Source organism: Mesorhizobium sp. J428 (assembly GCF_024699925.1).
Taxonomy (GTDB): Bacteria; Pseudomonadota; Alphaproteobacteria; order Rhizobiales; family Rhizobiaceae; genus Mesorhizobium_A.
The window spans coordinates 5101724-5127955 of sequence record NZ_JAJOMX010000001.1 but is presented as its reverse complement, the minus strand read 5'-3'; the positions used below and the strand labels follow the sequence as shown (position 1 = coordinate 5127955).

25 protein-coding genes, 2 tRNA genes and 4 pseudogenes are annotated in these 26232 nt (G+C 65.7%); 25 read left to right on the top strand and 6 right to left on the bottom strand.

Annotated elements, in window-relative coordinates; translation table 11 throughout:
- Nucleotides 1-24: 24 nt before the first annotated feature.
- Genes LRS09_RS25830 through LRS09_RS25820 form a run of 3 tightly spaced genes read right to left on the bottom strand, consistent with a single transcriptional unit; the run spans nucleotide 25 to nucleotide 2707 of the window.
- On the bottom strand, nucleotides 25-1065 hold the full coding sequence (locus tag LRS09_RS25830) for a branched-chain amino acid ABC transporter permease (protein ID WP_257809908.1): 1041 nt from the start codon (nucleotides 1063-1065) through the stop codon (nucleotides 25-27).
- Nucleotides 1062-1931 carry a branched-chain amino acid ABC transporter permease gene (locus LRS09_RS25825; RefSeq protein WP_257809907.1) on the bottom strand — a complete coding sequence of 290 codons (870 nt, stop codon included), beginning with the start codon at nucleotides 1929-1931 and terminating at the stop codon, nucleotides 1062-1064. Before LRS09_RS25825 ends, LRS09_RS25830 begins: the two co-directional genes overlap by 4 nt.
- Nucleotides 1928-2707: an ABC transporter ATP-binding protein gene (locus LRS09_RS25820; protein ID WP_257809906.1), complete on the bottom strand. Its 780-nt coding sequence runs from the start codon at nucleotides 2705-2707 to the stop codon at nucleotides 1928-1930. Before LRS09_RS25820 ends, LRS09_RS25825 begins: the two co-directional genes overlap by 4 nt.
- A gap of 228 nt (nucleotides 2708-2935) precedes the next feature.
- Between LRS09_RS25820 and LRS09_RS25815 the strand changes: the two genes are divergently transcribed.
- Both LRS09_RS25815 and LRS09_RS25810 read left to right on the top strand, forming a co-directional pair.
- Entirely contained in the window at nucleotides 2936-3814 is an 879-nt protein-coding gene (locus tag LRS09_RS25815; protein ID WP_257809903.1) for an MBL fold metallo-hydrolase, read from the top strand.
- Entirely contained in the window at nucleotides 3811-4590 is a 780-nt protein-coding gene (locus LRS09_RS25810) for an alpha/beta fold hydrolase (protein WP_257810316.1), read from the top strand. Before LRS09_RS25815 ends, LRS09_RS25810 begins: the two co-directional genes overlap by 4 nt.
- Here LRS09_RS25810 and LRS09_RS25805 read toward each other — a convergent pair.
- On the bottom strand, nucleotides 4587-5501 hold the full coding sequence (locus tag LRS09_RS25805; RefSeq protein WP_257809902.1) for a LysR family transcriptional regulator: 915 nt from the start codon (nucleotides 5499-5501) through the stop codon (nucleotides 4587-4589). The genes LRS09_RS25810 and LRS09_RS25805 overlap by 4 nt on opposite strands.
- Nucleotides 5502-5811: 310 nt before the next feature.
- Between LRS09_RS25805 and LRS09_RS25800 the strand changes: the two genes are divergently transcribed.
- The 14 genes and pseudogenes from LRS09_RS25800 to LRS09_RS25740 all read left to right on the top strand — a co-directional run bounded on the left by LRS09_RS25800 (nucleotide 5812) and on the right by LRS09_RS25740 (nucleotide 15168).
- A complete protein-coding gene (locus LRS09_RS25800; RefSeq protein WP_257809901.1) occupies nucleotides 5812-6105 on the top strand; it encodes a hypothetical protein in 294 nt (97 codons plus the stop codon).
- 10 nt (nucleotides 6106-6115) lie between these two features.
- Nucleotides 6116-6559, top strand: a complete 444-nt coding sequence (locus LRS09_RS25795) for a MaoC family dehydratase (RefSeq protein WP_257809900.1) — start codon at nucleotides 6116-6118, stop codon at nucleotides 6557-6559.
- A gap of 49 nt (nucleotides 6560-6608) precedes the next feature.
- Entirely contained in the window at nucleotides 6609-7802 is a 1194-nt protein-coding gene (locus LRS09_RS25790) for a CaiB/BaiF CoA-transferase family protein (protein ID WP_257809899.1), read from the top strand.
- Nucleotides 7799-8710: pseudogene (locus LRS09_RS25785) on the top strand (CoA-binding protein); the annotation flags it as partial. The gene LRS09_RS25790 and the pseudogene LRS09_RS25785, both read left to right, overlap by 4 nt.
- A pseudogene (locus LRS09_RS30445) lies at nucleotides 8670-8855 on the top strand (hypothetical protein); the annotation flags it as partial. The pseudogenes LRS09_RS25785 and LRS09_RS30445, both read left to right, overlap by 41 nt.
- A gap of 274 nt (nucleotides 8856-9129) precedes the next feature.
- A complete protein-coding gene (locus tag LRS09_RS25780) occupies nucleotides 9130-9936 on the top strand; it encodes an acetate--CoA ligase family protein (RefSeq protein ID WP_257809897.1) in 807 nt (268 codons plus the stop codon).
- Between the two features lie 3 nt (nucleotides 9937-9939).
- Nucleotides 9940-11103, top strand: a complete 1164-nt coding sequence (locus LRS09_RS25775) for an acyl-CoA dehydrogenase family protein (RefSeq protein WP_257809896.1) — start codon at nucleotides 9940-9942, stop codon at nucleotides 11101-11103.
- Nucleotides 11100-12125: an acyl-CoA dehydrogenase family protein gene (locus tag LRS09_RS25770; RefSeq protein ID WP_257809895.1), complete on the top strand. Its 1026-nt coding sequence runs from the start codon at nucleotides 11100-11102 to the stop codon at nucleotides 12123-12125. Before LRS09_RS25775 ends, LRS09_RS25770 begins: the two co-directional genes overlap by 4 nt.
- A gap of 12 nt (nucleotides 12126-12137) precedes the next feature.
- Nucleotides 12138-12386, top strand: a complete 249-nt coding sequence (locus tag LRS09_RS25765; RefSeq protein WP_257809893.1) for a hypothetical protein — start codon at nucleotides 12138-12140, stop codon at nucleotides 12384-12386.
- A complete protein-coding gene (locus LRS09_RS25760) occupies nucleotides 12371-12625 on the top strand; it encodes a hypothetical protein (RefSeq protein WP_257809891.1) in 255 nt (84 codons plus the stop codon). Before LRS09_RS25765 ends, LRS09_RS25760 begins: the two co-directional genes overlap by 16 nt.
- A complete protein-coding gene (locus LRS09_RS25755) occupies nucleotides 12538-12825 on the top strand; it encodes a carboxymuconolactone decarboxylase family protein (RefSeq protein ID WP_308240368.1) in 288 nt (95 codons plus the stop codon). The genes LRS09_RS25760 and LRS09_RS25755 overlap by 88 nt, the downstream gene beginning before the upstream one ends.
- A gap of 5 nt (nucleotides 12826-12830) precedes the next feature.
- Nucleotides 12831-13628, top strand: a complete 798-nt coding sequence (locus tag LRS09_RS25750) for an alpha/beta hydrolase (protein ID WP_257809890.1) — start codon at nucleotides 12831-12833, stop codon at nucleotides 13626-13628.
- Nucleotides 13625-14397 (top strand): annotated as a pseudogene (locus LRS09_RS25745) (enoyl-CoA hydratase-related protein). Before LRS09_RS25750 ends, LRS09_RS25745 begins: the two are co-directional and overlap by 4 nt.
- Before the next feature lie 447 nt (nucleotides 14398-14844).
- A complete protein-coding gene (locus LRS09_RS25740) occupies nucleotides 14845-15168 on the top strand; it encodes an SMP-30/gluconolactonase/LRE family protein (RefSeq protein WP_257809888.1) in 324 nt (107 codons plus the stop codon).
- Nucleotides 15169-15708: 540 nt separating this feature from the next.
- On the opposite strand, the gene LRS09_RS25735 is transcribed toward LRS09_RS25740, so the two are convergent.
- Nucleotides 15709-15783, bottom strand: a tRNA-Asn gene (locus LRS09_RS25735).
- Between the two features lie 171 nt (nucleotides 15784-15954).
- Here LRS09_RS25735 and LRS09_RS25730 point away from each other — a divergent pair.
- The 7 genes and pseudogenes from LRS09_RS25730 (at nucleotide 15955) to LRS09_RS25700 (ending at nucleotide 22856) form a co-directional block, all read left to right on the top strand.
- Complete coding sequence (locus LRS09_RS25730) at nucleotides 15955-16233, top strand: hypothetical protein (protein WP_257809887.1); 279 nt, start codon at nucleotides 15955-15957, stop codon at nucleotides 16231-16233.
- Between the two features lie 101 nt (nucleotides 16234-16334).
- A tRNA-Cys gene (locus LRS09_RS25725) sits at nucleotides 16335-16408 on the top strand.
- Nucleotides 16409-16489: 81 nt separating this feature from the next.
- Entirely contained in the window at nucleotides 16490-17146 is a 657-nt protein-coding gene (locus LRS09_RS25720; RefSeq protein ID WP_257809886.1) for a protein-L-isoaspartate O-methyltransferase, read from the top strand.
- A 222-nt stretch (nucleotides 17147-17368) separates the two neighbouring features.
- A pseudogene (locus LRS09_RS25715) lies at nucleotides 17369-18680 on the top strand (TolC family outer membrane protein).
- Between the two features lie 192 nt (nucleotides 18681-18872).
- Nucleotides 18873-19520 carry a PopZ family protein gene (locus tag LRS09_RS25710; protein ID WP_257809885.1) on the top strand — a complete coding sequence of 216 codons (648 nt, stop codon included), beginning with the start codon at nucleotides 18873-18875 and terminating at the stop codon, nucleotides 19518-19520.
- A gap of 247 nt (nucleotides 19521-19767) precedes the next feature.
- Nucleotides 19768-19941: a hypothetical protein gene (locus tag LRS09_RS25705; protein WP_257809884.1), complete on the top strand. Its 174-nt coding sequence runs from the start codon at nucleotides 19768-19770 to the stop codon at nucleotides 19939-19941.
- 140 nt (nucleotides 19942-20081) lie between these two features.
- Nucleotides 20082-22856, top strand: a complete 2775-nt coding sequence (locus tag LRS09_RS25700; protein WP_257809882.1) for a valine--tRNA ligase — start codon at nucleotides 20082-20084, stop codon at nucleotides 22854-22856.
- Between the two features lie 43 nt (nucleotides 22857-22899).
- On the opposite strand, the gene LRS09_RS25695 is transcribed toward LRS09_RS25700, so the two are convergent.
- Nucleotides 22900-23397 carry a hypothetical protein gene (locus tag LRS09_RS25695; RefSeq protein WP_257809878.1) on the bottom strand — a complete coding sequence of 166 codons (498 nt, stop codon included), beginning with the start codon at nucleotides 23395-23397 and terminating at the stop codon, nucleotides 22900-22902.
- 140 nt (nucleotides 23398-23537) lie between these two features.
- Between LRS09_RS25695 and LRS09_RS25690 the strand changes: the two genes are divergently transcribed.
- Together LRS09_RS25690 and ilvD are read left to right on the top strand one after the other, a co-directional pair.
- Nucleotides 23538-24125: a TetR/AcrR family transcriptional regulator gene (locus LRS09_RS25690; protein WP_257809877.1), complete on the top strand. Its 588-nt coding sequence runs from the start codon at nucleotides 23538-23540 to the stop codon at nucleotides 24123-24125.
- A 153-nt stretch (nucleotides 24126-24278) separates the two neighbouring features.
- Nucleotides 24279-26114 (top strand): dihydroxy-acid dehydratase, encoded by a 1836-nt coding sequence (ilvD, locus tag LRS09_RS25685; protein WP_257809876.1) that lies wholly within the window; start codon nucleotides 24279-24281, stop codon nucleotides 26112-26114.
- The last annotated feature ends 118 nt before the right edge of the window (nucleotides 26115-26232 follow it).

Genomic DNA, 26232 nt, shown 5'->3' with positions numbered 1-26232 from the left:
TTGGTTGTCGATAACTGGCAGCCTCTAATGTTCCTGCCGTGCGTCCACCGCTTCGGCGCGTCCCATGGCGCGCTGCACGAAGCCGACCAGGCCGCGCGGTTCGAAGATCAGGAAGAGCACGATCAGCGCGCCGAAGATGATCTCGCGCAGCGGCGAAAGCAGGCTCGCCATATCGGCGCCTTCGACCGAGAGATGCGCGATGATCTCGCGCAGGAACTCCGGCATCAGCGTCATGAAGACGGCGCCAAGGATCGAGCCGAGGATCGAACCGCGCCCGCCGACCACGACCGCGGCCAGGAAGAACACCGACGAGACGAGCGTGAACTGGTCGGGATTGACGATCCGCAGGAAGGCCGCGAGCAGCGCGCCGGCGACGCCCGCATAGGCGGCGCCGATGCCGAAGGCGATGAGTTTGGTCGACACGACGTTGATGCCGAGCACCTGGGCGGCGTAGTCCTTCTCACGCACCGCGATAAAGGAGCGCCCGATGCGGGTGCGGAAGAGGTTGCGCGCGGCGAGCGTCGTCAGCAGGGCCACCAGAGCCACCACGTAGTAGAAGCCGGTGTCGCCGAAGCCGAACACGTCGATCTTAGGCAGCGAGAGCCCGCGGTCGCCGCCCGTGACCGGCGTCCATTGCTGGAAGACGAAGTAGAGCGAGTACTGCGCCGCGAGGGTGGCGATGGCCAGATAGACGCCCTTGATGCGCAGGGCGGGGACGCCGAACACTAGCCCGATCGCGAAAGCCGCGGCCGCGCCGACCACGATGTTCAGCGCCAGCGGTGTGTCCAGATGCAGCCACATCAGCGCGCTGGCATAGGCGCCGACGCCGAGGAAGGCGGAATGGCCGATCGATAGCAGCCCGGCATAGCCCACGGTGATGTTGAGCCCGACCGTGGCGATCACGTTGATGCCGATCAGGCAGGCCATATACATGACGTAGACCGAACCGAACGTCGGCACGAGGGCCATGGCGATGGCGAGTAGGATCCACGAGATCGTTTCGACGTGCGGGCTGGGCGCCGATGTCGTGGCGGACGGCTGGATGGTCTGGGCCGGAGTACTCATATGCGCTCGACCCTCTGTTCGCCGAAGAGACCGCTTGGCTTGACGAACATGACCACCAGCACCACGAGGTAGGGGATGAAGCTCTGCCAGGCGGCACCGAGATAGGCGCCGACGATCGTCTCCATCCAGCCAACGAACAGGCCGGCGACAACCACGCCGCCGACGCTGGTCATGCCGGCGAGCATGACGACCGCCAGAACGTTGAGCGCCACCTGTCCGAGCTGCGGGGTCACGCCGTTGACGGAGGCGGTGATGATGCCGGACGTGGCCGTCAGCAGGCCGGCCAGCGCCCAGGCGAGCAGGAAGACGGCGCGGATGTTGATCCCGAGGCTTTCGGCTGTCACCTGATCGGTCGACGTGGCGCGGATGGCAGCCGGCGCGCGAGAACTTGTAGTAGAGCATGAACAGCCCGGCGACGACGCCTGCCGCGACGAAGCCCCAGGCGAGCTTGCCCGGGACCAGGATGTCGCCCAGGAAGACCGGCCTGCGTGGCAGGATCTCGGGGAGCTGCCGTAATTCGGGCCCCAGACGAGCCCGGCGATGCCGCGCAGAATGGAGCCGACGCCGAAGGTGACCATGACGAGCACGATATGCGGGCGGCCGAGCAGCGGGCGCAGCATCGAGCGCTCCACCACGAGCGCCAGCAGCGCGGCTGCGCATAGGCCGGCGCCGAGACCTGCGATCCAGCCGAGGCCCAGCTGGGTGTCGAACAGATAGAAGAAGTAGGTGCCCATCATCATCATCTCGCCGGTGGCGAAATTGAAGATGTTGGTGGCCTTGTAGACGATGACGAACGACAGCGCGGCGAGCACGTAGATGCCGCCCGAGGCGATGCCGATCAGGCTGAATTCGAGGAACAGGTTCATGCAGCGTCCTCTGCCCCGAGATAGGCCTCGATGACGGCCGGATTGGCCTGCACCTGAGCAGGCGTGCCGGCGGCGATGACCTTGCCGAAATTGAGCACGACGATCTGGTCGGACATGGTCATGATCGATTCCATGTCGTGGTCGATCAGCAGCACCGTCACGTCCGTCTCTGCGACAAGCGTGCGGATCTGGCCGGACATCTTCGCTTTCTCCGTGGTGTTCATACCCGCGAAAGGCTCGTCGAGCATCAGCAGCTTCGGCTCCGTCACCAGCGCGCGGGCGAGTTCGATGCGCTTCTGCAAACCGTAGGGAAGGCCGGAGACAGAGCGGTCGCGGCTGTCCTCGAGGCCGAGCAGCGGGATGACCGTCTGGTCGATCTTGCGGTCCATCGCGCGCTCCTCGCGCGCCGCGGGCCCGAGATAGAGCGCCGCGGCGAAGACACCCGTATCGAGATGCGCATGGGCGCCGAGCTTGATGTTCTCGGCCACCGTCATGCCGGGAAACAGCGCAATATTCTGGAAGGTGCGCGAGATGCCGGCACGCGAGCGCGTGTGCGCAGGCTGGGCGAGCAGGTCCTGCCCCGCGAAGGTAACCGTGCCGCGCTGGGCCTTGTAGAAACCCGAGATGACGTTGAACAGCGTCGTCTTGCCGGCGCCGTTCGGGCCGATGACGGCCGTGACCTTGCCCGCGGGCACTCCGAGCGATACGCTCGTCAGCGCCTTGATGCCGCCGAAGGCGAGGTCGATATTCGACACGTCCAAAAGGTTGGGAGCCATTTCGTCCCGCTTGATGCTCGCCCGATCCCCGGTCTGCCCGCTTGGTCGGGCACGGGGCGAGGATCGGACCTCCTCCCGGCAACCGGCAAAGGTTGCGCTTGTTTCGACTCTATAGGAGAGCGCTGGAGCGAATAACGGGGCGCTTTGCAAACCATTGTTGCGTCCGATGCAAACGTCTTCCCTATTTCGCGGACTATAATGCCTAAAAATGAAAAAGGAGGTTGGCGCTTGATCAAGGTCGGCGATTTTCAGATTTCGCGCGTGGAAGAGGTGGTGCTCGACGAGCCTGTGGAGCTGCTGGCCGGCTTCAACGAGGAGATCCGCGAGCGCCACCGCGGCTGGCTGGAGCCGGACTTCTACAATGGCGAGCGCAACGTCTTCTTCTCCGTGATCCAGACGTGGATCCTGCGCGACGGCAAGCGCACGATCATCATCGACACCAGCGGCGGCGACGACCGCGACCGCCCGCTCTCGCCGCGCTTCCACATGCAGAAGCGGCACCTCGATCGCGCGCTGCTGGCCGAAGGGGTAGAGCCGGAGAAGGTCGACATGGTCTTCCTCACCCATCTCCATGTCGACCATGTCGGCTGGAACACGCGCAAGGAAGGCGATCGGTTCGTGCCGATGTTCCCCAACGCGCGATATGTCGTGTCATCCACCGAACTCGCCGCGCGCGATCCGGAGCGGGGGGCGAAGGAGCGACCACCGGCAAGCTGGAACACCTATCTCGACACGGTGAAGCCAATCCTGGAGGCCGGCCTCGTCGACCAGGTCGAGGGCACCGAGAACCTCGGACCCGGTCTCGACATAATTCAGATCCCAGGCCATGCGCCCGGCATGATCGGCCTGCGCGTCCGTTCGGGAGGCGAGGAAGCGGTGTTCATCGCCGACGTCATGCACCAGCCGCTGCAGGTCTATTATCCGGAGTGGAACAGCCGCTACTGCGAGAACCAGGAGCTGGCGCGCGAGACTCGCGCGAAGGTGCTGAAGCACGCCGCCGACGAGGGTGCGCTGCTCCTTCCGGCCCACTACGGCGCCCCGCATGCCGGCTACATCCGCTCCATCGGGAAAAATTATCGCTTCGAGCCGGTTGCGTGGACGAGATGACCGCGCAGCCGCTCCGGGTCGAAACCCGCGGGGACCGGGCGAAGCCCGCGCTGCTGCTCGTCCACGCGCTGGGCACCGACGGCCGTTTCTGGGATGAAGCGGTCGCCGAGCTCGGACGAGATTTCTTCTGCATCGTGCCCGACCTGCGGGCATCGGGGCGCACGCCCAATCCGGACAGGCCGGTGACGGCGCAGGAGCATGCACTCGATCTCGTCGGCGTTCTGGACAGCCTCGGCATCCAAAGAGCCCTGTTCGCCGGATGCGCCATCGGCGGCATGGTCGCTGCGCTGACGGCGGTTGCCGCGCCGGCGCGCTGCGCCGGATTGCTGATGACCAATCCAGGTGTGCGCAACGCGGACGCAGTCAAAGACATCCTGCGGGCGCGGGTGGACCAGGTGCGGGCAGAGGGCATGCAGGTGCTGCTGCCGGCGGCGGCCGACCGCTCCTTTTACGGCATGCCGCGCGATGCCCGCTTCGACCGCTATGTCGATCGCTATGTCGCCCAGGATCCGGAAGCCTATGCCTTGTCGGTGCTCGGCTATCTCGACATCGACATCCGACCGGAGCTGCCGAAACTGTCCTGCCCGCTGTTGCTCATCCCCGGCGGCAACGACGTGCTGATGCCTTCGGACAGTGCCGAGGTCATCAGGAGCCTCGTGCCACAGGCGGAAGTGGTGGTCTTCGAGGACGTCGCCCACTTCATCCCATTCCAGGCGCCAGAGCGTTTTGTCGCCGAGTTGCGCCGCTTCGCCGACGCCATCGGCTGGCGCGCCTAGAGGTTCGCCAGCTCGCGCTTGAACACCTGAGCGAGGAAATCCACGAACAGCCTCAGCTTGAGTGAGGTCTGCCGGGACGCGGGAAAGACGGCGTAGACGCCATTCTCGAAATCGACGTGACTCACCTTGTAGCCGGGCAGCAGGCGCACCAGCCGCCCGTCGGCGATCTCGCGGTGCACCGACCAGTCGGGCATCAGCGCGATGCCGACGTCGGCTTTGGTCAGCTGCACGAGCGCATGCCCGAAGTCGGTCTGCACCGAGCCGCGCACGGGCACTTCCTCGATCCGCTTCTCCGCATCCATGAAGCGCCAGACGGGGTTGCCTAGATTGATGCGGTAGGTCAGGCAGTTGTGCTGCCTGAGGTCTTGTGGCGAATAGATGGGGGGCCGGCTCCTAAGATAAGCCGGGGTCGCCACGGCTATTCGCTCGCTGCTTGCGAGCTTGCGCGCGATCAGCGAGGAATCCTCCAGCTTGCCGATGCGGATGTCTACGTCGATGCCCTGATCCATGACCGGGGCAATGTTGTTCGACAACACTATGTCGACGCGGATGTCGGGATACTGGGCGAGGAATTCCGGCAAGTAGGGCACGACAATCAACTGCCCAACCAACATTCGGGTATGAACCCGCAGCACGCCTTCCGGCTTGGTCTGCAGCTGGTTCACGCTGCGGTTGGCTTCGGCGAGCTGCTGCAGGATCTGCTCGACCTGATTGTAGTAAAGCTCACCCGCCTCGGTAAGCGCGAGGTTACGGCTCGAACGTTTCAGGAGCTGGGTGCCGAGCTGCTCCTCCAGCGAGGTAATGTGCCGCGAGATGGACGCGGGCGAACTGCCAAGCAGCCGTCCAGCGCCTGAAAGGCTGCCTTGCTGGACGGCACCGACGAAGGACCGAAGCGTCTGAACCCACTCCATCGCACGACCAACCTCTGCAAGAATGCACAATTACTGTAGCCGGGCGTGTCTGTCTTTTCAAATGGTGTAAAGATGGCCTGTCGTCACTGAACGTTCAGGCCATGCCGGGCGCGTGCTACTCGTCCCGGAAGGCACAATGATCCCGAGGAGGAGGTGGCGATGGCAATTGGCGGAGTGGTGACCGATCTGGACAAGGGCGACTTGCTCGGTCCGGTCGAATACACCCTGAGCCCCTTCGTGGTGCGCGAGCATCTGTCATGCCGTCGAGCTTCACCAACCCTGCTTCCAGGGTCGCGTCAGCGAGCTGATGATGCCGCCGACGCTGATCCACCTGGACAAGCTGCGGCTCTATCGCCACGCCTGCCCGGGCGGCACCGGTCCCAGCGCGCGGATCCATTTCGAATATGATTGCGAGGTCTTCGCACCAGTACGTGTCGGCGACCGGCTCAGCGTGCGCGGCGAAGTGACCGACCGCTACGAGAAGAACGGGCGCGACTATGTCGTGCTCGTCATGGAACTGAGCAACGCCGAAACCGGCGAGCTGCTGATCCGTTACCAGGACAAGGTCATCCTTGCCTACCGCGAAGCCTCGAAGGCAGCCTGAGGAGGACATGATGGTCGAGAACGCTCTGACCACCGGCGCCGAGTTCCGTCTCGCGCCGCGCCCGATGACCCGCGAGCGGATGCGCTGGTATGTCGACGCCCAGCCCACCATCGCCGCCGACGACGGCCGCGTCCACACCCAGGAACCGACCATCCACGACGACGACGAATACGCCCGCAAGCAAGGCCTGCCCGGCATCATCGCCGACGGCATGGTGTCCACCAACTGGATCCTCGGTCTGTTGGTCGACGTCTACGGGGCCCAGGTGGCCGGGCGATGCAGGTTGCGCACCAAATACATCGCGCCCATCTACGAAGACCAGATCGTTGTCGCCTGCGCCAGGGTCACGGACGTGGCCGAGGCCGACGGCAGGACCGCCTGCGCGCTCGATGTCTGGTGCGAGGACGATACGGGCGCCAAGCTCACCGTGGGTGACGCCACGGTCTACGTCTGAAGACGATGCCGGCTCGCCCAGCGATTGGCGCCGCCCGCGGGAGGCGCAGATGACGGCGGTCCTCGAAGGGATCCGTGTGGTGGATTTCTCGCGCATCTTCGCGGGACCCGATTCCACGCAAATCCTTGGCGATCTCGGCGCCGACGTGGTCAAGGTCGAGGACCCGGACGGCGGCGACGACTGCCGCTATCTCGGCGCCACCAAGGCGGAGCTAGAGCGCATCGGAGCGCCGAGCCCCTCCTTCCGCTCCTTCAACCGCAACAAGCGCTCGATCGCGCTCGACCTGTCGACCGAGGCGGGCCGGAAGGCAGCGCGGCGTCTGGCGCTGGGCGCGGACGTCGTCGTCAACAATTTCCGTCCGGGCACGATGGAGCGCTGGGGCCTCGGCTACGAGCATCTGGGCACCGACAATCCGCGCCTGGTCTATTGCGACTTCCACGCCTACGGACCGGTCGGACCGCTGGCGCAGGTGGGCGCCAACGATCTCGCGTTGCAGGCTCATTCCGGGTTGATGAGCATCACCGGCGAGGAGGGCGGGCCTCCGGCGCGCGCCGGCAGCGCTATCGTCGACCTGCATGCCAGCCTGGCCATTGTCAGCGGCGTTCTGGCTGCGCTGTTCCATCGCGAGCGGACGGGCAGGGGGCAGCGGGTGGACACCTCGCTGCTGCTCTCCTCAGCGCATCTGATGAGCTATTTCTACCAGGACTACTGGCTGAGCGGGAACCAGCACCGCCGCATGGGCACTGCCAACCACCTGAGCGTGCCCAACCAAGCTTTTCCGACCCACGACGGCTACGTGGTCATCATCGCCCCGTCGGACGAGATGTGGCGCCGGCTGGTCGATGCGTTGAGCCCGCAGGTCCTGGGCGTGCCGGAGTTCGCCACGGCGTCCGAGCGCCTGCGGCTGCGCAAGGAGGTGGTCGAGGCCATTTCCTCGGTCACTCGGACCATGGGCAAGCACGACATCCACGCCTTGCTGAGCGCCGCCAAGGTCAACGTCTCGGTGGTGCACGATATCGGCGAGGCGACGCAGCATCCCCAGTTGGAGGCCGTCGGCGGCATCTTCCGCGACCAGGATAGCGGCGCGCGCTATGTCGGCACACCGTTCCGTCTGCACGAGACGCCTGGCCGCATGACACGCAGCTATCCCGCGCTCGGCGAGCATACCGACGAGATTCTGGCGCAGGCCGGCTATTCGATGGCCGAGATCGCGGAACTGAGAAAGGCCGGGGGAGCGGCATGAACGCGATGGGAGGATCGGTCACCGAAGCCGCGCGGCCCGGCGTAGAGAGCCTCGAGGCGATGATGCGGCCGCGTTCGGCCGCCGTCATCGGCGCCTCGTCGGACGCCGCCAAGATCGGCGGCAAGCCGGTGGCGCTGATGAAGGCGCATTTTTCCGGCACCGTCGTTCCCATCAATCCGAACCGTGCAGAGATCCTCGGCCTCAAGGCCGCGAAGAGCATCGCCGAGGTCGGCGAGGTGCCCGATCTCGCTGTCGTTGCCGTCGCCGCCCCGGTGGCGGAAGGCGCGATCGACGACTGTGTCGCTGCCGGCGTGCGCGCCATCGTCCTGTTCAGCGCCGGCTTTGGCGAGATCGACGCCGAGGGCCTCGCCGCCCAGCAGCGCATCGCCGCGAAATGCCGCGCCGCCGGCGTTCGGCTGCTCGGTCCCAACAGCCTCGGCCTGATCAACTTTCACACCGGCCTGTTCGCCACCTTCTCGGCGGCGCTCGACAATGTCTGGCCAGCGAAGGGTAATGTCGGCATCGCCAGCCAGAGCGGTGCGGTCGGCACCTATGTGATGGCGCTTGCGGCCGAGGCCGGCATCGGCTTCAGCCATTTCATCGCCACCGGCAACGAGGCTGACGTCGATGTGGCCGACTGCATCGAATGGATGGCGACCGATCCAGAGACGAAGGTGATCGTCGCCTACATGGAGGGCTGCCGCTCCGGCGACCGGCTGAAGCAGGCGCTGGAAGCCGCGCGCCTGGCGAGGAAGCCGGTCATCGCGCTGAAGCCCGGTGCCTCGGAAGCGGGCCTCGCCGCGGTCAAGTCGCACACGGGCTCAATGGCCGGATCGAAGCAGATCTTCGACGCGGTGCTGCGCGCCTATGGCGCCCGGCCAGCGAACACGATCGAGGAAGCCGTTGACCTCGCCCGCGCCTGCAGCACCCGGCAAGCTGCCGAAGGGCGCCGAGGCCATGGTCATCACGCCTTCCGGTGGCGTTGGCATCATGATGGCGGACGCCTGCATCGAAGCCGGCCTGTCGCTGCCGCCGTTGGCCGAAGGCGCCGCCACCGAGATCAAGGCGCTGCTGCCGTTCGCCAGCGTCGGCAATCCCGTTGACACGACGGCGCAGGTCTCGAACGATTTCCGCCTCTACGGTCAGGTGATCGACATCGTCGCCACCCGCACCGACGTGCCGATCCTGTTCATCTTCATGGCCCACATGGGCAAGACGCCGTCAGTGACGGGGCAACTGAAGCCCATGCTGCGCGAGATCGCCGGCAGCTATCCGGACCGCGTCATGGCGATCGTCACGCGCGCGGCGGACGATTTCCGTATCCGAGATGTCGCAGGCGGGCTTCGTGGTGTTCGAGGATCCGAACCGTGCGGTCGCTGCGGTCGGCGCGCTGCTGCACTTCGCCCGCCATTTCGACCGTCCGGCCTGGGCTGCGGTCGACCGGACGCCGACGCCGAGGGCAGAACTCGAAGCTGCAGCCTCCGACCCGGCCGCGGGTGCGGCTCTGCGCGCCCGCATCGGGGTCCCGGACGTTCCGGCGCGTCTCGCCGTTTCCGTCGACGAAGCGGCCGCCGCCGCAGCTGGCTTCGCCTATCCGGTAGTGCTCAAGATCGCCTCGCCCGACATCCAGCACAAGACGGAGGTCGGCGGTGTCAAGCTCGGACTCGCCGACGAGGCAGCGCTGCGCCAGGCCTGGAGCGAGATGATGACGTCGGTCGAAAAGTGCGCGCCGGCGGCGCGGATCGCCGGCGCGACCGTGTCGCCGATGTTTTCCGGTGGCGTCGAGACTATCATCGGCACGCAGAACGATCCGGACCTCGGGCCGGTGGTCATGTTCGGCCTCGGCGGCACCATGGCCGAGGCGCTGAAGGACGTGGTGTTCGCGCCCGCGCCGGTGGACGAGAAGACGGCGCTCGGGATGATCGGCGCGATCCGCGCGAGCGCCGTGCTCGACGGGTGGCGCGGTGCCGCTCCTTCCGACAAGACCGCGCTCGCCCATGCCATCGTCGCGCTGTCGCGCTTTGCTGCCGCCAATCGCGACAGCGTCGCGAGTGTCGAGGTCAACCCCTTCGTCGCCTTGCCCAAGGGCGGCGTGGCGCTGGACATGCTGCTGCAGCTCCGCGAGGGGAACTGAGCCATGGACGTTTCCTTCAGGCCCGAACAGGAGGCCTTTCGGCAGCGCTTCCGGCAATGGCTTTCTGAGAACCTCGCGCCCGACTGGGGCGGACCCTGGTTCATGGGACCCGAGGACGATGCCGAGAACGCCGTGCTCCAGACGGAATGGGAGCGCCGCCTCTACGCGGCGGGCTACCAGGGCATCCACTGGCCGAAGGCGTATGGCGGGCAAGGGCTTACGGTCGTCGAGCAGCTGATCGCGGCGGAGGAACTGGGCCGGGTCGCCGCGCCCGAAGGCATCAACACGCTCGGCAAGGAATTGGTCGGGCCGATCGTGCTGGCGCTCGGCACGGAGGCGCAGAAGAAGCACTACATCCCGCGCATCCTCCGGCTCGACGACATCTGGTGCCAGGGATTTTCCGAGCCCGATGCCGGCTCCGACCTCGCCGGCCTGCGCACCCGCGCCGTGCGCGACGGCAATGGCTGGGTGGTCAACGGCCAGAAGCTGTGGACCAGCTTCGCCCACCACTCGAACAAGTGCATCCTGCTCGCCCGCACCGACCCCGAGGCGCCCAAGCACAAGGGGCTGACCCTCTTTCTGCTGGACATGGAGACACCCGGGGTCACGGTGCGCCCGCTGAAGCAGATCACCGGACGCAGTGAATTCAACGAGGTGTTCTTCGAGAACGTGCGTCTGCCCGAGGGTTCGCACCTTGGCGAGGTGAACCAGGGCTGGAACGCCGCAGTCGGCGTTCTCGGCCTCGAACGGGCGACGGCGCGCTTCTACCGGCAGTCGCGCTTCCTGTCGGAATTCCTGCAGCTGGTCGGCAGCCTGAAGCGGCGGCCGGACAAGGCCAATGACGGCTGGTATCGCCAGCGTGCCGGCGCCTTGCTGGCCGAGCTGCGCATGCATCGGCTGCTCAACCTCAAGGCGGCAAGCCGGATCGTCAACGGACAAGGCATCGGCGCCGAGGCGAGCATCGTCAAGCTCTTCTGGAGCGAGATGCATCAGCGCATCATGGATTTCGCCGGCGAGGTGTTCGGTGACGAGTTCGTGCTCGACACGCCCGAGGCCGAACGCTTTCGCTTCCTCTATCTGCACATCCGCGCCGAGACGATCTACGCCGGCACCTCCGAGGTCCAGCGCAACATCATCGGCGAACGCATGCTGGGGCTGGGACGATGAGCCTACAATTCGATTTCTCCTTCGAGCAGCGGACGCTGGCCGAGAGCGTCGGCAAGCTCCTGCAGTCCTTCCCGCCGGTGAACGCGCATCCTCCCTACGCCTATGCACCGGGCGACGTCACCGGCCGCCTCGCTGCATTCGGCCTGTTCGGCGAGGGCGCCGAAGGGTCGCCGCTCGGCTGTGCCGACATGGTGGCCGTGGCGCTGGAAGTGGGCCGCACCGTCGTGGCGGCCCCGGTCGCCGAAGCGCTCGCTGCTTGCGTGGCGCTTTCCGGCGCCAATGCCGACCTGGCCGAGGCGCTCGCGGCCGGCAAGGTCGTCGCCGTCGCCAGTTCGGGCGTGCTGGTCGAGGCGGGCGGCCGCCTGTCGGGCGAGCTGGTCGTTCCGCACGCCGGCGCGGCCGAATGCGTCGTCGCGCCGATCGAGCGAGAGGGCGTCGGCTCCTGGACGCTGATCAAGGCGTCCGCGGCCGAGATGGCGCCGGCCGAGACCATGGATATCACCGCCGCGGCCGCGCGGATTACGGTCCGCTCCGCCAATGAAGTGGCCGAACTCGCGCCCGGCGCGGTCAGTCTGGACGATGCCCTCCGGCTCGCCGTGCTGGCCGAGATCGTCGGCGCCGCCGATGCTGCGCTGGCGCGGACCGTCGGCTACATTTCCGAGCGCAAGCAGTTCGGCAAGCCGATTGGCTCCAACCAAGCCGTCAAGCACATCGCCGCCGACTGCGCCGTCGCGGTCGAGACCATGAAGGCCGCGGTGGAATATGCCGGCTGGGCCCTGGACGCGGCCCGCGAGGGCGGGGCGATGGTCGACGAGGCGCGGCTCGCGCTGCAATCGGCCGCATCTTTCGTCGGCGAGCACGGGCGCAAGGTCGCCGAGCGTTGCGTCCAGATGCATGGCGGCATTGCTTTTACCTGGGACTACGGGCTGCATGTGCCCTACCGCCGCCTCGTCTTCCGAACCGCGACGCTGGCCGGCACGCGGACCGCGCGCGAGGCACTGGCAAGCCATCTCTTGGACTGAGGAGGAGACCACATGGACGCCGCCGCCAAAGCCGACCTGAAACAGAGGATCGTGGCTGCGCGGGGCTATTGGGCCCGCTTCCACGATGTACTGCTCGACCGCTCGCCGCAGTTTCTGGAAGCCTATGTCGCTTTTCAGTCCGCACCGATGCGGCCCGGCCTGCTGCCGAAGAAGCTCTGCGAATTCATCTACATCGCGATCGACCTGTCGGTGAACCACATGGCGAGCGCGGCGGCCGCCGCCACATGGAACACGCGCTAAAGGCCGGGGCGACGCCCGACGAACTGCTTCAGGTGGTGCTGCTGACGACGGTGCTTTCCGCGCATCACCCGATCGATCTCGGGCTGGCGATCCTCGGCGTCTGGCGCCCGGCGGCCTCCTGCAAGGCGATGCCGCTGATCCGCGCACGCCGATCGACGCCGGCCTCGCCGCAAGCTACGACGCCTACGGCGACGCGGTCTGGACCGAGGGCCCGCTGTCGCGGCTGGACAAGGAGCTGATCGCGCTAGCCGTCTGCGCCGCGCCGACCTGCCTGCATGAACCCGGCATCCGCCGCCACATGAAGGCCGCGCTGGATCTCGGTGCGTCCCCTAAGGAAGTCTACGCCGTGCTGCAGCTCGCCGCAGCGCTGTCCGTCCACACCTGCACCATCGGCATCCCGGCGCTCGACGACGTGATGGCCGGAAAATTCGTGGAGTGAGGCCTGTGGCAGAGAGCATTTCCTTCGCCGAGATCAATGGCGCCGCCTGCCGTTATGCGCTGGCAGAACAGGGGGCCCGCACGCTGGTGCTGATCCACGAGCTCGGCGGCAGCCTCAACAGCTGGGATGCCATACTGCCGCTGCTGCCGGCGACGCTGCGTGTGCTGCGCTACGATCTGCGCGGCGCGGGCATGTCGGAAAAGGCCCGTGGCACCAACTCCATCGACGCCCTGGCCGACGACCTCGCCGCCCTGCTCGATCATGCCGGCGCGGACGATCCGGTCGTCGTCATGGCCGCCGCCATGGGTGCGGCCGTCGCCGTGCGTTTCGCCAACCGCCATCCCTCCCGCCTCGCGCGCATGGTGCTTGTCGGCCCGGCACTCGGCGTGCCGGAGGAGCGGCGCGAGGCTGCACGCCAGCTCACCGACCGCATCGACCGCGAGGGCATGCGCGCCATTGCCGACGCCGTGCTGCCCAAGGCCTTTCCCGACGAACTGTGGACGTCACTCGAAGTCAAGTCGCTGGCGATCGCCCGCTGGCTCGGCGCCGATCCCGAAGGCTACGCCGCGAACTACCGCATCTTGGTCGACCATGATCTGCGGCCCGAACTGGCCAGCGTAGCATGCCCGGTTCTCGTGCTCGCCGGCCGTTTCGATCCGTTCAGCGGGCCCGACGCGGTCGACGCCGGCACCGCCGCGCTGCCGGACCGCCGCTTCCGGACGGTCGACGGCGGGCACTTCATGACCATCCAGTCGCCGCATCTGGTCGCCGAAGCCGCGCGCGCGTTTCTGGAAGACAGATGAGCGGAGCGGAGCTGATCGTCGAGGCGAGGGGCGCCGGCGTCGTGCTCCTGACGCTCGACCGGCCTGAGGCGCGCAACGCGCTGAGCCTCGGCATGCGCCGCTCCCTTGCCGCGGCGTTCGAGGACTTGGCGGCCGATCCGGCGGTGCGCTGCGTCGTCGTCACGGGCGGCCCTACGCTCTTCGCGGCCGGGGCCGACATCAAGGCGATGGCCACGCTGACGGCCAACGAGGCGGCGGCGAACTCGACCGCGCCGCTCTGGCGGCCGCTGAAGGACTTTCCCAAGCCGGTGATCGCGGCGGTCAACGGGCTGGCCCTGGGCGGCGGCTGTGAACTTGCCATGCATTGCGACATAATCGTCGCCGGCCGCGGCGCGCGGTTCGGCCAACCGGAGATCAAGGTGGGCATCCTGCCCGGCGCCGGCGGCACCCAGCGTCTCGTCCGCGCCGTCGGGAAATTCAAGGCGATGAAGATCCTGATGACCGGAGAGTCCATCGGGGCGGAGGAGGCCGAGCGGGCAGGGCTGGTCTCGGAAGTCGTCGACGACGATCAGGTGCTGCTCCGGGCTCTGGAGCTCGCCGCCGCCATCGCGGCACTGCCCGCGAAGGCTCTCGCCGGGATCAAGCAGCTGGTAGCTTTCCGGCGCGGACCTGCCGCTCGAGGCCGCGCTGACGATGGAGCGGCAGGCCATGCAGCTCCTCTTCGGCACGTGCCGACCAGCACGAGGGCATGGCCGCCTTCATCGAGAAGCGCAAACCGACCTTCGAGTAGAGGACCGCTCCGCCTATCGATCGAGGCGGCACGAGCGCTGATCCCGCAGACTGCGCGGGCGCGTGACGACGGCCGCGACATCGCGCTCGAGGCGTTGATCTGCAAGTATTTCGCCTCGAAGCGTGCGGCACGGTAGCGGATCGCTGGGTCCAGGTGTTCGTGGGCGCGGGCTACGCGGCCGACAATGTGCCAATCGGACGCTACGATCGCTACGTGCGGCTGTTCGCCTCCACGAGGGGACGGATCAGATGCACCAGCTCAACATTGTCAAGCAGATGCGCAAGCGCCGGCAGAACCAAAAGGCACGAAGCCCACTGTTCACCTCGTGTCGGATACGCCCGACCGTCTGCGCGAGAGCCCGGTGTGGGACTTCTGTCCGGGCGGCTGTTCTGGGTGGATGGCGCGGCGCGTGCATCGGCTCGATCCTGCAAGCGGCGAGCGGCAGTAATGGACCACCCCCTCGAAGGTCAGATCCATCGCTCTGAAGGTGAAGGCAGGCTCGTCTGCGGCCTCGCCAACGGAATCTGGATGCTCGACCTGGCGAGCGGTGCCTTCGAGCCAGTGTTCAGGCACGCTGCGGCATGTCGCGACAACGGCCGCGCGCAGGCGCTCGTCGGCGGCATCCGGATCTCCAACCTGCTCTGTTTCAGTCCGGACGGGCGCGTCATGTATGTCGCCGACAGCCTAGAGCGCTGGATCCGGTGTTTTGGTAATGTGCGCGTTCTACGTCAGAGTGTCGTCGCAGTCATCCTACCGTGGGCTCGTATTTGATACTGTGCGGAGCGGATACTGGCGGTAAACGCCGGATCCTCACGGATCGCCGCATCTTTGTCCGATGAAAGTTGAGCACCAATCCCAACACGGCTTCGTCGAAGCTGTCGTCAGCTTGAGACATCGCCTATGCCTCGCCAATGGGAACCACGACGCCAACCGGTCTACCAAGTTACCACGCAGCAGGGACTGGCGTTCGGCTTCTGTGCTCCCTCATCGCCATCGGCCGAAGTTCGCCGGTTCCCCGGCATATGCCCTGTCGTCGATGTGGCGACCGCAGACGACGCAGCCTAAGGCCCGATCGCTCGTCCCCTATCTATTCCGAGCTCATGATGGAAAGCGAGTTCCCGCCCGAGGCTGCCGCCACCGCGACGAGGCGAATTGTTCGTGGTTCGATTGAGTCGCCAACGTCGTGAAAACAGTAGGGCAGGGGATAAACAACGTAGATCGGCACGTCTAGCGAATCCGATTTCCGTAGATATAGCGTAGATCACTCGACTTTCGGCGATTTACGACGGTTTCCAAGTGCTTGGAAAAAATTGGCTCCCCGGGCCGGATTCGAACCAGCGACCAACCGGTTAACAGCCGGTTGCTCTACCGCTGAGCTACCGGGGAACACTGGTGCTCATCAAAGTGCGGTGCCTATAGCAAACCCGATTCCGATTTGCCAACAGGTCAACGCCGATTTTTTCGGCGATTTGCCGCAGGCCGGTCGCAATCCGGGCGCTGGGCGCCGATATGCGGGGCATGGAACGGACGGAGCATGCATCTATTCGAGACCGATCGATGATCGAAGGCGACACCGACAGCCGGCCGGACGAGGAGCGTCCCGCGCCGACGATCAGGCTTTTCGGCCGCGAGATTGCGCTGCCGCGGTCGCGCCTTCCGCGCCTGCTGCTCGGCGGAGGGCTCGTCCTCGGCGGTACGGTGGGTTTCCTGCCGGTGCTGGGATTCTGGATGATTCCGCTCGGGCTTTTCGTGCTGGCGCACGATTCGCCGCTGATCCGGCGCTTCAACAGGCGCTCCGGCGTGTGGCTGCGGCGCAAGCTGCAGAAGAAGGGCTGAAAGGTCGCGGGCGCCCGGAAAGGGAAAAGAAACGCAAGCGCACGCCGACGGCTTGTGGCCCAGGATTCCCTCTGTTAACAGAGCGCCGTTCGCACCCGCGAGGCCTCGTGGCGGAGTGGTTACGCAGAGGACTGCAAATCCTTGCACCCCGGTTCGATTCCGGGCGAGGCCTCCAGTGGGTGCGAAACATCATGGGCCAGCCTGAGCATAGCGAGCCCGGCGGCCTCTCGATTTGCGCGGGACTGGGCGGCCGAAAATGATGGCAGATTTCTCCGGATTGCGGACCAAGATGGTCGACGGGCAGGTGCGGACCACCGACGTCACGTCGCTGCCGCTGCTCGACGCGCTGCTGTCCGTTCCGCGCGAGGAGTTCGTTCCGGCCGCGAAGAAGAGCCTCGCCTATATCGACGAGGACCTGGAGATCGCGCCCGGGCGCTATCTGATGGAGCCGTCGCCGTTCGCACGTATCGTGCAGCTTGCCGATATCCAGCCCGGCGACTTTGTCCTCGATATCGGGGCGGGCACAGGCTATTCCTCCGCCGTGCTGTCGAAGATCGCCGGGTCGGTCGTGGCGCTGGAGCAGGACCCCGCGCTCGCCGAGAAGGCGCAGTCGGTGCTGTCGGCGCTGGGCTACGACACGGTGGCGGTGGTGGAAGGACGGCTGACGGCCGGCTATCCGGAGCAGGCTCCCTATGACGTCATCGTGATCGAGGGCGCGGTGGAGCAGATTCCGCCGGTCCTGTTCGACCAGTTGAAGGACGGCGGACGGCTGCTGGCCGTGGAAGGCTTCGGCAATTCGGGCGTCGTGCACATTTACGTGAAGCACGGATCGTCGGTGTCGGCCCGCCGGGCGTTCAACGCGGCGGTTAAAGCGTTGCCCGGTTTCAACAATGCCCCGGTTTTCGAATTCTGACCGCTTGATTTGAATCGCGCATGCAACCATGTTGGCCGGGCGCGAGCGACGAATCCGCCGACCGACAAGGCGGGAGCGTTTGCGCAACGGGGTGTGCGCTGACCTTCCGAGGCCGCCACGCGTGGTTGAACTGATGCCGGTCGTCCGACTGGCCAGGAATCGAGGTCAGTCGTGTCCGTCGTGCGCAAACTGTTCGTTTTGGGCATCTCATCAACGCTGTTGATGGGGGCATCGCCCGCTTTCGCCGAAACCATTTTCGGCGCGCTTTCAAAGGCTTATCAGTTCAATTCCGAACTGAATTCGGCGCGGGCAGGTGTGCGCGTCACCGATGAGGGCGTTGCGATCGCCAAGTCGGGCTACCGTCCGCAGATTACCGGTTCGGGCAGCATCAATTACGCTTCCCAGGCGGGCGTACGCATCACCACCGGGGCCTTCGGTGTGGCAATCTCTCAATCGCTGTTCGACGGCTTCCAGACGCGCAACAATGTGCGTGCGGCAGAAGCCCAGGTTCGCGCCTCCAACGAGGGGCTGCGCAACACCGAGCAGAACATCCTGTTCAATGCCGCCAGCGCCTATATGGACGTGATCCGAGACCGGCAGATCGCGGTGCTGACAGAGCGGAACCTGCAATTCCTGGTCGAGCAGGTTCGCGCGGCACGGTCGCGCTTCGAGGTCGGCGAGGGCACGCGCACCGATGTGGCCCAGGCGGACGCAAGCCGCTCGGCGGCTGTCGCCCAGCTGGCCGCGGCACGCGCAACGGCGGCGGCGAGCGAGGCGTTATATCGCCAGATCATCGGTGAGGCGCCCGGGAAGCTGAGCGGGGCGGGACCGGCCAAGGGCCTGCCGAGCGGGATCGACAAGGCGTTCGTGATCGCGGCCGCGGAACACCCGGCGATCATCGCCAACAAGCATCTGGTCGACGCTTCCGACTATTCGGTCAAAGCAGCCGAAGGCGCTCTGTTGCCGCAGATCAGCGCATCCGCTGGCGTGTCGCAGAACTATTCGGAAACGCTTCCGGGCGTCGGCAGCAGCAATGGCTGGAGCGATCGCGCCAATATCGGCGCGACGCTGACCGTTCCGATCTACTCCGGCGGCCGTACCTCGGCGACGGTCCGGCAGCGTAAGGAATCGCTCGGCCAAGCGCGCATCGAGGTCGATGTGGCCCACGATCAGGTTCGCCAGGCCGTGGCGTCTGCCTGGACGCAGTACCCAGGCCGCGAAGGAGAGCGTCGTCGCCAACCGCGAACTTGTTTCGGCTGCGCAGCTTGCGCTGAACGGCGTGATCGAGGAGCGCAATGTCGGCCAGCGAACGACGCTCGACGTGCTGAACGCGCAGGCCGATGTGATCACCGCGCAGATCAACCAGATCAGTTCCGAGCGCAATCTAGTGGTCGCAAGCTATGCGATCATGTCCGCCATTGGGCGTCTCAGCGTGCGCCAGATCGGCCTCAACGTTGCCGAATACAAGCCGCAGGAACATTACAACGCGGTCAAGGACAAGTGGATCGGGACGCGCACGCCGGACGGGCGCTGATCCGGCCTGTTCGACTAATCCTGTGCGCAAATCCGAATAAGCGGCGGCGGGGATTCACCGCTCGCGCCGCGTGAGTTACCCTGAAGGCCTGATTCGAAACGCGAATCCTCAGTTGCGGGGTAAAGGGATATGCCGTCACAGGCAGCGGAAGCAGTGGTCCAGCAGTTGGGAGGCGCGCAACGCGAGCCCTCGATGGAAGAGATCCTCGCTTCGATCCGGCGCATCATCGAAGACAGCGATTCCGGACGTTCCGCCGAGGACAACATCATACCACCCCCGGCCAATACTTCCTCTCCCGGCATGGAACGCGGCGATATGGACGCATTTCGCGAAGAGTTCCGTGGAGTAGGACGCCAGGATCGGATCGAGACCGTGGAGGCAGCGGCGCAGGCGCCGCGCCCCACCGCTCCGGCGCAGCCTGCGCCCACGGCTGCCGATCGCCCCGCGCCTGCCGCGACCCCGGCCCAGCCTCGGGTCGACCGGCCGCTGCAGACCGCGCATGTCGAACCGGTATCCGGTCCTGTGACGCAGCCGGACTGGAAGCAGCGTCTTGCGACGCCTGTCAGTCCCGAGCCGGCGCCTGCCGCGCAGGCACCTGCCGCCGCGCCGGAAGCCGCGCGGACGTCGATCATCTCGGACGTGGCCGGCCGCCAGGTCGCTGCCGCCTTTGGGGAACTGTCGGACGCCTTTGCGGCGAGCCGGCGCCGTTCCTTCGACGAGATCGCGGAAGAGATGATCCGCCCCATGCTGCAGGAATGGCTGGACAACAACCTGCCGACGTTGGTCGAGCGCCTCGTGCGCGAGGAGATCGAGCGCGTGGCGCGGGGCGCGGCGCGCTGAGCCTTGCCGCGCGGCCCGGCCGGGCCTAGATTTGGCGCATGAAGCCGTTGCGCGCCGTTCTTCTGATATCCATGTTTGCTGCCGGGACGCTGCCTGCGGCGGCGATGCGCATGGAGATACCGGCCGAGCCGGGACGCAGCTGCGACGACAATCGCAGTCCCACAATCCTTCTCTCGGACGTGCCCAAGGTGCCAGTTCGCTCAAGCTTCGCATCCGCACGCTGGGCGGAATCTCCGAGATTCCCACCGTGAAGGTTCTGCCCTATGCGGGCGATCGGCTCGCTGCGGGGACGGTGCGCCATTTCATCGGCTGCGACGCCCGCGGCAGAGGCAGCTTCGTTGAGATACGCATCATGGCGCGCGACACGCAGGGCAAGGTACTCGCGAGCCGCAGCGACAGCGTCTACTATCCCGGATGGTAGGCGTTGCGGTCCACGTGACCCGTCCGTAGCGGAGTCTTGGGCAGGGAACGGGAAGGCGCCGCGCCGCGTGGCAGTTGACTCCCATCCGGGCTTTCGGTTTACAGCGACACCATCCTCCCCCAGCCGCACGGTTCGTCCCAATGCTCGACAAGACATATGATTCAAAGGCGATCGAGCCCCGGATCGCGAAGACCTGGGAGGACGAAGGCGCGTTCCGCGCCGGCGCTGGAGCGGAGGAGGGAGCCGAGCCGTTCGCGATCGTGATTCCGCCGCCCAACGTGACTGGCTCGCTACACATGGGCCACGCGCTCAACAACACGCTGCAGGACATCCTCGTCCGGTTCGAGCGCATGCGCGGCAAGAACGTGCTGTGGCAGCCGGGCACCGATCACGCCGGCATCGCCACCCAGATGGTCGTCGAACGCAAACTGATGGAGAAGCAGATCCATCGCCGCTCGCTGACGCGCGACGAATTCATCGATAAGGTATGGGAGTGGAAGGCCGAGTCCGGCGGCATCATCGTCAACCAGTTGAAGCGGCTCGGCGCCTCCTGCGACTGGTCGCGCGAACGCTTCACAATGGATGAGGGCCTGTCCGAGGCGGTGCTCGAAGTGTTCGTCACGCTCTACCGGCAGGGGCTGATCTACAAGGACAAACGGCTGGTCAACTGGGACCCGAAGCTGCTGACGGCCATCTCCGACCTGGAGGTCGAGCAGGTCGAGATCAACGGCCATCTCTGGCATTTCCGCTATCCGGTCGAGGGCAAGGCCTACGATCCGGAAGATGCCTCGACATATATCACCGTCGCGACCACGCGGCCGGAGACGATGCTGGGCGACACGGCGGTCGCGGTGCATCCGGACGACGAGCGCTATCGCGATCTCGTCGGCAAGAACGTCGTGCTGCCGATCGTCGGGCGGAAGATCCCGGTGGTAGCGGACGAGTATTCCGATCCGGAGAAGGGCACGGGCGCGGTGAAGATCACGCCGGCGCACGACTTCAACGACTTCGAGGTCGGCAAGCGGCACGATCTGCCCGCCATCAACGTCCTGACGGTCGAGGGCGCGATAAACATCAACGATAACGAGGATTTCCTCGAAGGCGTTGAAGTGACGCCGCTGCGCCAGGGCGTCTGGGACCAGCTACATGGCCTGGACCGGTTCGAGGCGCGCAAGCTCATCGTGAAGATCATGGAGGAAGGCGGCTTCCTCGCGAAGATCGAGCCGCACAAGCACATGGTGCCGCATGGCGACCGCGGCGGCGTGCCGATCGAGCCGTTCCTCACCGACCAGTGGTACGTCAATGCCGCCGAACTCGCGAAGCCGGCGATCGCGTCCGTGCGCGAGGGCAGGACGAAATTCGTGCCGAAGAACTGGGAAAAGACCTATTTCGAGTGGATGGAGAATATCCAGCCGTGGTGCATCTCGCGCCAGCTGTGGTGGGGCCACCAGATACCGGCCTGGTATGGGCCGGACGGGCATGTCTTCGTCGCCAAGACGGAGAAGGAGGCGCTGGACGACGCCGTCGAATACTATCTGGCGCTCGAAGGGCCCTGGAAGGCCTACGTGCAGGAGAAGCTCGACAATTTCGAACCGGGCGCGATCCTGACGCGCGACGAGGACGTGCTCGACACGTGGTTCTCGTCGGCGCTGTGGCCGTTTTCGACGCTCGGCTGGCCGAACCAGACGCAGGAGCTGAAGACCTATTACCAGACCGACGTGCTGGTGACCGGCTTCGACATCATCTTCTTCTGGGTCGCCCGGATGATGATGATGGGCCTGCACTTCATGGACGAGGAGCCGTTCCACACGGTCTATGTCCACGCGCTGGTGCGCGACAAGAACGGCGCCAAGATGTCGAAGTCGAAGGGCAACGTCATCGACCCGCTGGAGTTGATCGACGAATATGGTGCCGACGCGCTGCGCTTCACGCTGGCGATCATGGCCGCGCAAGGCCGCGACGTGAAGCTCGATCCGGCGCGCATTGCCGGATACCGCAACTTCGGCACCAAGCTGTGGAACGCGACGCGCTTCGCCGAGATGAACGGCGTGGCACGGAACGATGAATTCTGGCTTGCCGATGCGAAGCTCACCGTTAACCGCTGGATCTTGACCGAGCTGACGCGCGCCGCGCGCGAGATCACCAGCGCGATCGAGACCTTCCGTTTCAACGACGCGGCGGGGGCGGCCTACCGCTTCGTCTGGAACACGTTCTGCGACTGGTATCTTGAGCTGCTGAAGCCGGTCTTCAACGGCGAGGACGTGTCGGCCAAGACCGAATCCCAGGCCGTCGCGGCCTTCGTGCTGGACGAGATCTACAAGCTGCTGCATCCGATGATGCCGTTCATGACCGAGGAACTGTGGGCGCACACGGCGGGCGAAGGGCAGACGCGCAATACGCTGCTGTGCCATGCGGCCTGGCCGAAGCCGGACTTCGAGGACACCGAGGCGGCGGCCGAGATCAACTGGCTGGTGGACCTTGTCTCCGGCATCCGTTCCGTGCGCGCCGAGATGAACGTGCCTCCATCCGCGGTGGCGCCGCTCTGCGTCATCGGTGCGGGCAAAGAGACCGAGGCGCGGCTCGAGCGCCATGCAGCGGCGATCGCACGCCTTGCTCGCGTCGATAAAGTCGGCCATTCGACGGCGGCGCCGAAAGCCTCCGCCCAGATGGTTCTGGGGGAGGCGACTTTTGCGCTGCCGCTGGGCGACCTGATCGACGTCAAGGCGGAAGCCGCCCGGCTGGCCAAGGAGATCGTCAAGGTGGAGGGCGAGATCTCTCGCGTCGAGAAGAAGCTCGACAACCCCCAGTTCGTCGCCAAGGCTGCGGACGAGGTGGTCGAGGCGGAGCGCGAGAAGCTGGCCGAGTTCAAGGAACAGCTCGAACGGCTCAAGACGGCGCTGGCGCGGGTGAGCTGATCGAACGGCATTTGAGCGCCGGCCCGTGCCGGCGCTCGAGCTTTCAGCGCATCGCGCGCACGAGCCGCCACAATTGGCGCGAGGCGAATATTGCGGCGGGAAACTGCAGCACGCCCGTCACCTCGAAGAAGATGTTGCTGGGCATTTCGTACATCGAGGACGAGAATGTTGCGCGCGCGGCCCCTTCGCCGCCGAGGAAGAAGAGCACGTTCTTGAGGACGTGGTTGTAGCCGCCCTCGTAGAAGCCGATCGCGATAATCGGAAAGGCGGCGATCACCGCAATCGCCATCCAGCGCGCGAGCCTGGCGTTTCGGGAATTTCCTACGCCCGCAATATAGAGCAGACAAACGATCGCGGCGGCAACCGGAATGCTGACGAAGACGATGTGTAGCCGCCACGGCGTGTCGAAGACATAGGCGCCCCAGACGTGGTGCACCGAGGTGAGGAGGAGGATGAACAGAGCGGCGGCGCCGGCACGGAACTCGGCCAGACGGAGCTTGTTCTGCGCTACCGGCGCGCCGGAGATGAGTTGGGTCGACATTGAGCTCTCCAGTGGTGTTGCGACTGAAGAGCGTTAGCGCGATATACTGCGATGCTGGCGGGCTGTTGCCAGACACTTCTGGCAATCTGTCTGCTATCCCGGCGCAAAGCCCGAACGTCTGACTACGACGGGAGCGAGGAATGGCCATCGATCGACGCGTGCATCGCACCAGACAGGCGCTCTACGACGCGGTCGTCCGGCTGATGCTGGAGCGGCCCTATGAGGAGATTGCGGTGCCTGACATCGCCGCCGAAGCGAGAGTGGGCCGTTCGACATTCTACGCCCAATTCCGCTCCAAAGACGACCTTGTCGCCCGCAGCCTCGAGCGGCTCCGTCCGGTCCTGCAGGTCGGCCGCGAGGCGCAATTGCGCAACCCTCGGATCGAGTCCTGCCAAGGAACGCTCGGGTTGCTGCGTCATATGAAGGAGTATCGGCCGCTCCTGACGGCAATCGAGGGCATGGCCGGGCACGCGATCGTGCTCGACGCGATCCGCTGCGAACTGGCTCGGTTCCTTGGCGCTTATGCGCGGCAGGGTGCGCATCGCGGGATGCCGCGCAAGCTTGTCCTCGATTTCATCACCGGAACATTCATGTCGGTAGCGATGTGGTGGCTCTCGGAACAGTCGGAGACGTCGCCGGAGGAAGTCGACGCGATATTCCACCGCCTCGTCGGCAGCGGCATCCCTGCCGGCTTCTTCTTCGATGACCCCCGCAAGTTCGCAGCCTGATCGCGGCCGAACGGCCGGCCTGCGGCGCCACGGATCGGCCGGTCGAAGAAAGATATGTCGATTGGGACGAGGCGTGCCTGACCGAAGGTCTGGTCATCCGGCTCGTTAACGCCTAAAGAAACTCGGATAAGCCAAGAATAGCCAGGATCGGAAATGCCCGCTTATCGTTCCCGCACCACCACCCACGGCCGCAACATGGCCGGCGCGCGCGGCCTCTGGCGCGCCACCGGCATGAAGGATTCGGACTTCGGCAAGCCGATTATCGCGGTGGTGAACTCGTTCACGCAGTTTGTGCCCGGCCACGTCCACCTCAAGGATCTCGGCCAGCTCGTGGCGCGCGAGATCGAGGCGGCGGGCGGCGTTGCCAAGGAATTCAACACGATCGCGGTCGACGACGGCATCGCCATGGGCCATGACGGCATGCTCTATTCGCTGCCGTCGCGCGAGCTGATCGCCGACAGCGTCGAATACATGGTCAATGCGCACTGCGCCGATGCAATGGTGTGCATCTCCAACTGCGACAAGATCACGCCCGGCATGTTGATGGCGGCGATGCGGCTTAACATCCCGGCCGTCTTCGTCTCGGGCGGCCCGATGGAGGCCGGCAAGGTCGTGCTGCAGGGCAAGAAGGTCGCGCTCGACCTGGTCGACGCGATGGTGGCCGCGGCCGACGACAAGGTGTCCGACGAGGACGTCAAGACGATCGAGCGCTCCGCCTGTCCGACCTGTGGCTCGTGCTCGGGCATGTTCACCGCCAATTCGATGAACTGCCTGACCGAAGCGCTCGGCCTGTCGCTGCCCGGCAACGGTTCGACGCTCGCAACGCATGCCGATCGCAAGCGCCTCTTCGTCGAAGCCGGCCATCTCGTCGTCGATCTCTGCCAGCGCTACTACGAACAGGACGACGAGAGCGTGCTGCCGCGTTCTATCGTCACGAAGGAAGCCTTCGAGAACGCCATGGCATTGGACATCGCCATGGGTGGCTCCACGAACACCGTGCTGCACATCCTTGCCGCGGCTTATGAAGGCGGGGTGGATTTCACCATGGACGACATCGACGCGCTGTCGCGCCGCGTGCCGGTGCTGTGCAAGGTGGCGCCCGCCAAGAACGACGTTCATATGGAAGACGTGCATAGGGCAGGCGGCATCTTTGCCATTCTCGGCCAGCTCGACCGCGCCGGTCTTTTGCACCGCGACCGACCGACTGTTCATACCACGACCATGGGCGATGCGATCGACCGCTGGGATATCTCGCGCACCAACAGCGCTTCCGTGCGCGAATTCTTCATGGCAGCCCCAGGCGGCGTGCCGACCCAGACGGCGTTCAGCCAGGACCGGCGCTGGGACGAGCTCGACCTCGACCGCGAGAAGGGCGTCATTCGTTCGGCCGAGACGCCGTTCTCCAAAGATGGCGGACTGGCAGTGCTCAAGGGCAACATCGCTCTCGACGGCTGCGTGGTGAAGACGGCGGGCGTGGATGAGTCCATCCTCAAGTTCACCGGCCCGGCCGTGGTCTACGAGAGCCAGGACGCTGCGGTGAAGGGCATTCTCGCCAATGAGGTCAAGACCGGTGACGTGGTCGTCATCCGCTATGAGGGGCCGCGTGGCGGTCCGGGCATGCAGGAGATGCTCTACCCGACCAGCTACCTGAAGTCGAAAGGCCTCGGAAAGGCCTGCGCGCTGCTGACCGATGGACGTTTCTCCGGCGGCACGTCCGGTCTCTCGATCGGCCACGTTTCGCCGGAAGCAGCGAGCGGCGGGGCGATCGGCCTGGTGCGTGCGGGGGACATCATCGAGATCGACATCCCGAACCGCACGATCAATCTCAAGGTCGGCGAAGAGGAACTCGCCAGCCGCCGTGCCGAGCAGGAGAAGCTCGGCTGGAAGCCGGCGGCGGCACGCAAGCGCAATGTCACCACCGCACTGAAGGCCTATGCGGCCTTTGCCGCGAGCGCTGACCGGGGCGCGGTGCGCATCCTGCCGGAATAGGCGGATTTCCAGCCTTTCCGTCGCGTGACGGCCCCTTCGGGGGCCGTTTGCGTTTCAGCGTCGCGGCGCTTTGTGACGATTCCGCAACACTCTTTCAACATCCCTTGCGCTATAGAGC

What these genes read in the sequence shown, in the direction of transcription:
- LRS09_RS25830 (WP_257809908.1), bottom strand. Translation starts at nt 1,065, where the DNA reads ATGAGTACTCCGGCCCAGACCATCCAGCCGTCCGCCACGACATCGGCG.
- LRS09_RS25825 (WP_257809907.1), bottom strand. Translation starts at nt 1,931, where the DNA reads ATGAACCTGTTCCTCGAATTCAGCCTGATCGGCATCGCCTCGGGCGGC.
- LRS09_RS25820 (WP_257809906.1), bottom strand. Translation starts at nt 2,707, where the DNA reads ATGGCTCCCAACCTTTTGGACGTGTCGAATATCGACCTCGCCTTCGGC.
- LRS09_RS25810 (WP_257810316.1), top strand. Translation starts at nt 3,811, where the DNA reads ATGACCGCGCAGCCGCTCCGGGTCGAAACCCGCGGGGACCGGGCGAAG.
- LRS09_RS25805 (WP_257809902.1), bottom strand. Translation starts at nt 5,501, where the DNA reads ATGGAGTGGGTTCAGACGCTTCGGTCCTTCGTCGGTGCCGTCCAGCAA.
- LRS09_RS25800 (WP_257809901.1), top strand. Translation starts at nt 5,812, where the DNA reads ATGCCGCCGACGCTGATCCACCTGGACAAGCTGCGGCTCTATCGCCAC.
- LRS09_RS25795 (WP_257809900.1), top strand. Translation starts at nt 6,116, where the DNA reads ATGGTCGAGAACGCTCTGACCACCGGCGCCGAGTTCCGTCTCGCGCCG.
- LRS09_RS25790 (WP_257809899.1), top strand. Translation starts at nt 6,609, where the DNA reads ATGACGGCGGTCCTCGAAGGGATCCGTGTGGTGGATTTCTCGCGCATC.
- LRS09_RS25780 (WP_257809897.1), top strand. Translation starts at nt 9,130, where the DNA reads ATGTCGCAGGCGGGCTTCGTGGTGTTCGAGGATCCGAACCGTGCGGTC.
- LRS09_RS25775 (WP_257809896.1), top strand. Translation starts at nt 9,940, where the DNA reads ATGGACGTTTCCTTCAGGCCCGAACAGGAGGCCTTTCGGCAGCGCTTC.
- LRS09_RS25770 (WP_257809895.1), top strand. Translation starts at nt 11,100, where the DNA reads ATGAGCCTACAATTCGATTTCTCCTTCGAGCAGCGGACGCTGGCCGAG.
- LRS09_RS25765 (WP_257809893.1), top strand. Translation starts at nt 12,138, where the DNA reads ATGGACGCCGCCGCCAAAGCCGACCTGAAACAGAGGATCGTGGCTGCG.
- LRS09_RS25760 (WP_257809891.1), top strand. Translation starts at nt 12,371, where the DNA reads ATGGAACACGCGCTAAAGGCCGGGGCGACGCCCGACGAACTGCTTCAG.
- LRS09_RS25740 (WP_257809888.1), top strand. Translation starts at nt 14,845, where the DNA reads ATGGACCACCCCCTCGAAGGTCAGATCCATCGCTCTGAAGGTGAAGGC.
- LRS09_RS25730 (WP_257809887.1), top strand. Translation starts at nt 15,955, where the DNA reads ATGATCGAAGGCGACACCGACAGCCGGCCGGACGAGGAGCGTCCCGCG.
- LRS09_RS25720 (WP_257809886.1), top strand. Translation starts at nt 16,490, where the DNA reads ATGATGGCAGATTTCTCCGGATTGCGGACCAAGATGGTCGACGGGCAG.
- LRS09_RS25710 (WP_257809885.1), top strand. Translation starts at nt 18,873, where the DNA reads ATGGAAGAGATCCTCGCTTCGATCCGGCGCATCATCGAAGACAGCGAT.
- LRS09_RS25700 (WP_257809882.1), top strand. Translation starts at nt 20,082, where the DNA reads ATGCTCGACAAGACATATGATTCAAAGGCGATCGAGCCCCGGATCGCG.
- LRS09_RS25695 (WP_257809878.1), bottom strand. Translation starts at nt 23,397, where the DNA reads ATGTCGACCCAACTCATCTCCGGCGCGCCGGTAGCGCAGAACAAGCTC.
- LRS09_RS25690 (WP_257809877.1), top strand. Translation starts at nt 23,538, where the DNA reads ATGGCCATCGATCGACGCGTGCATCGCACCAGACAGGCGCTCTACGAC.
- ilvD (WP_257809876.1), top strand. Translation starts at nt 24,279, where the DNA reads ATGCCCGCTTATCGTTCCCGCACCACCACCCACGGCCGCAACATGGCC.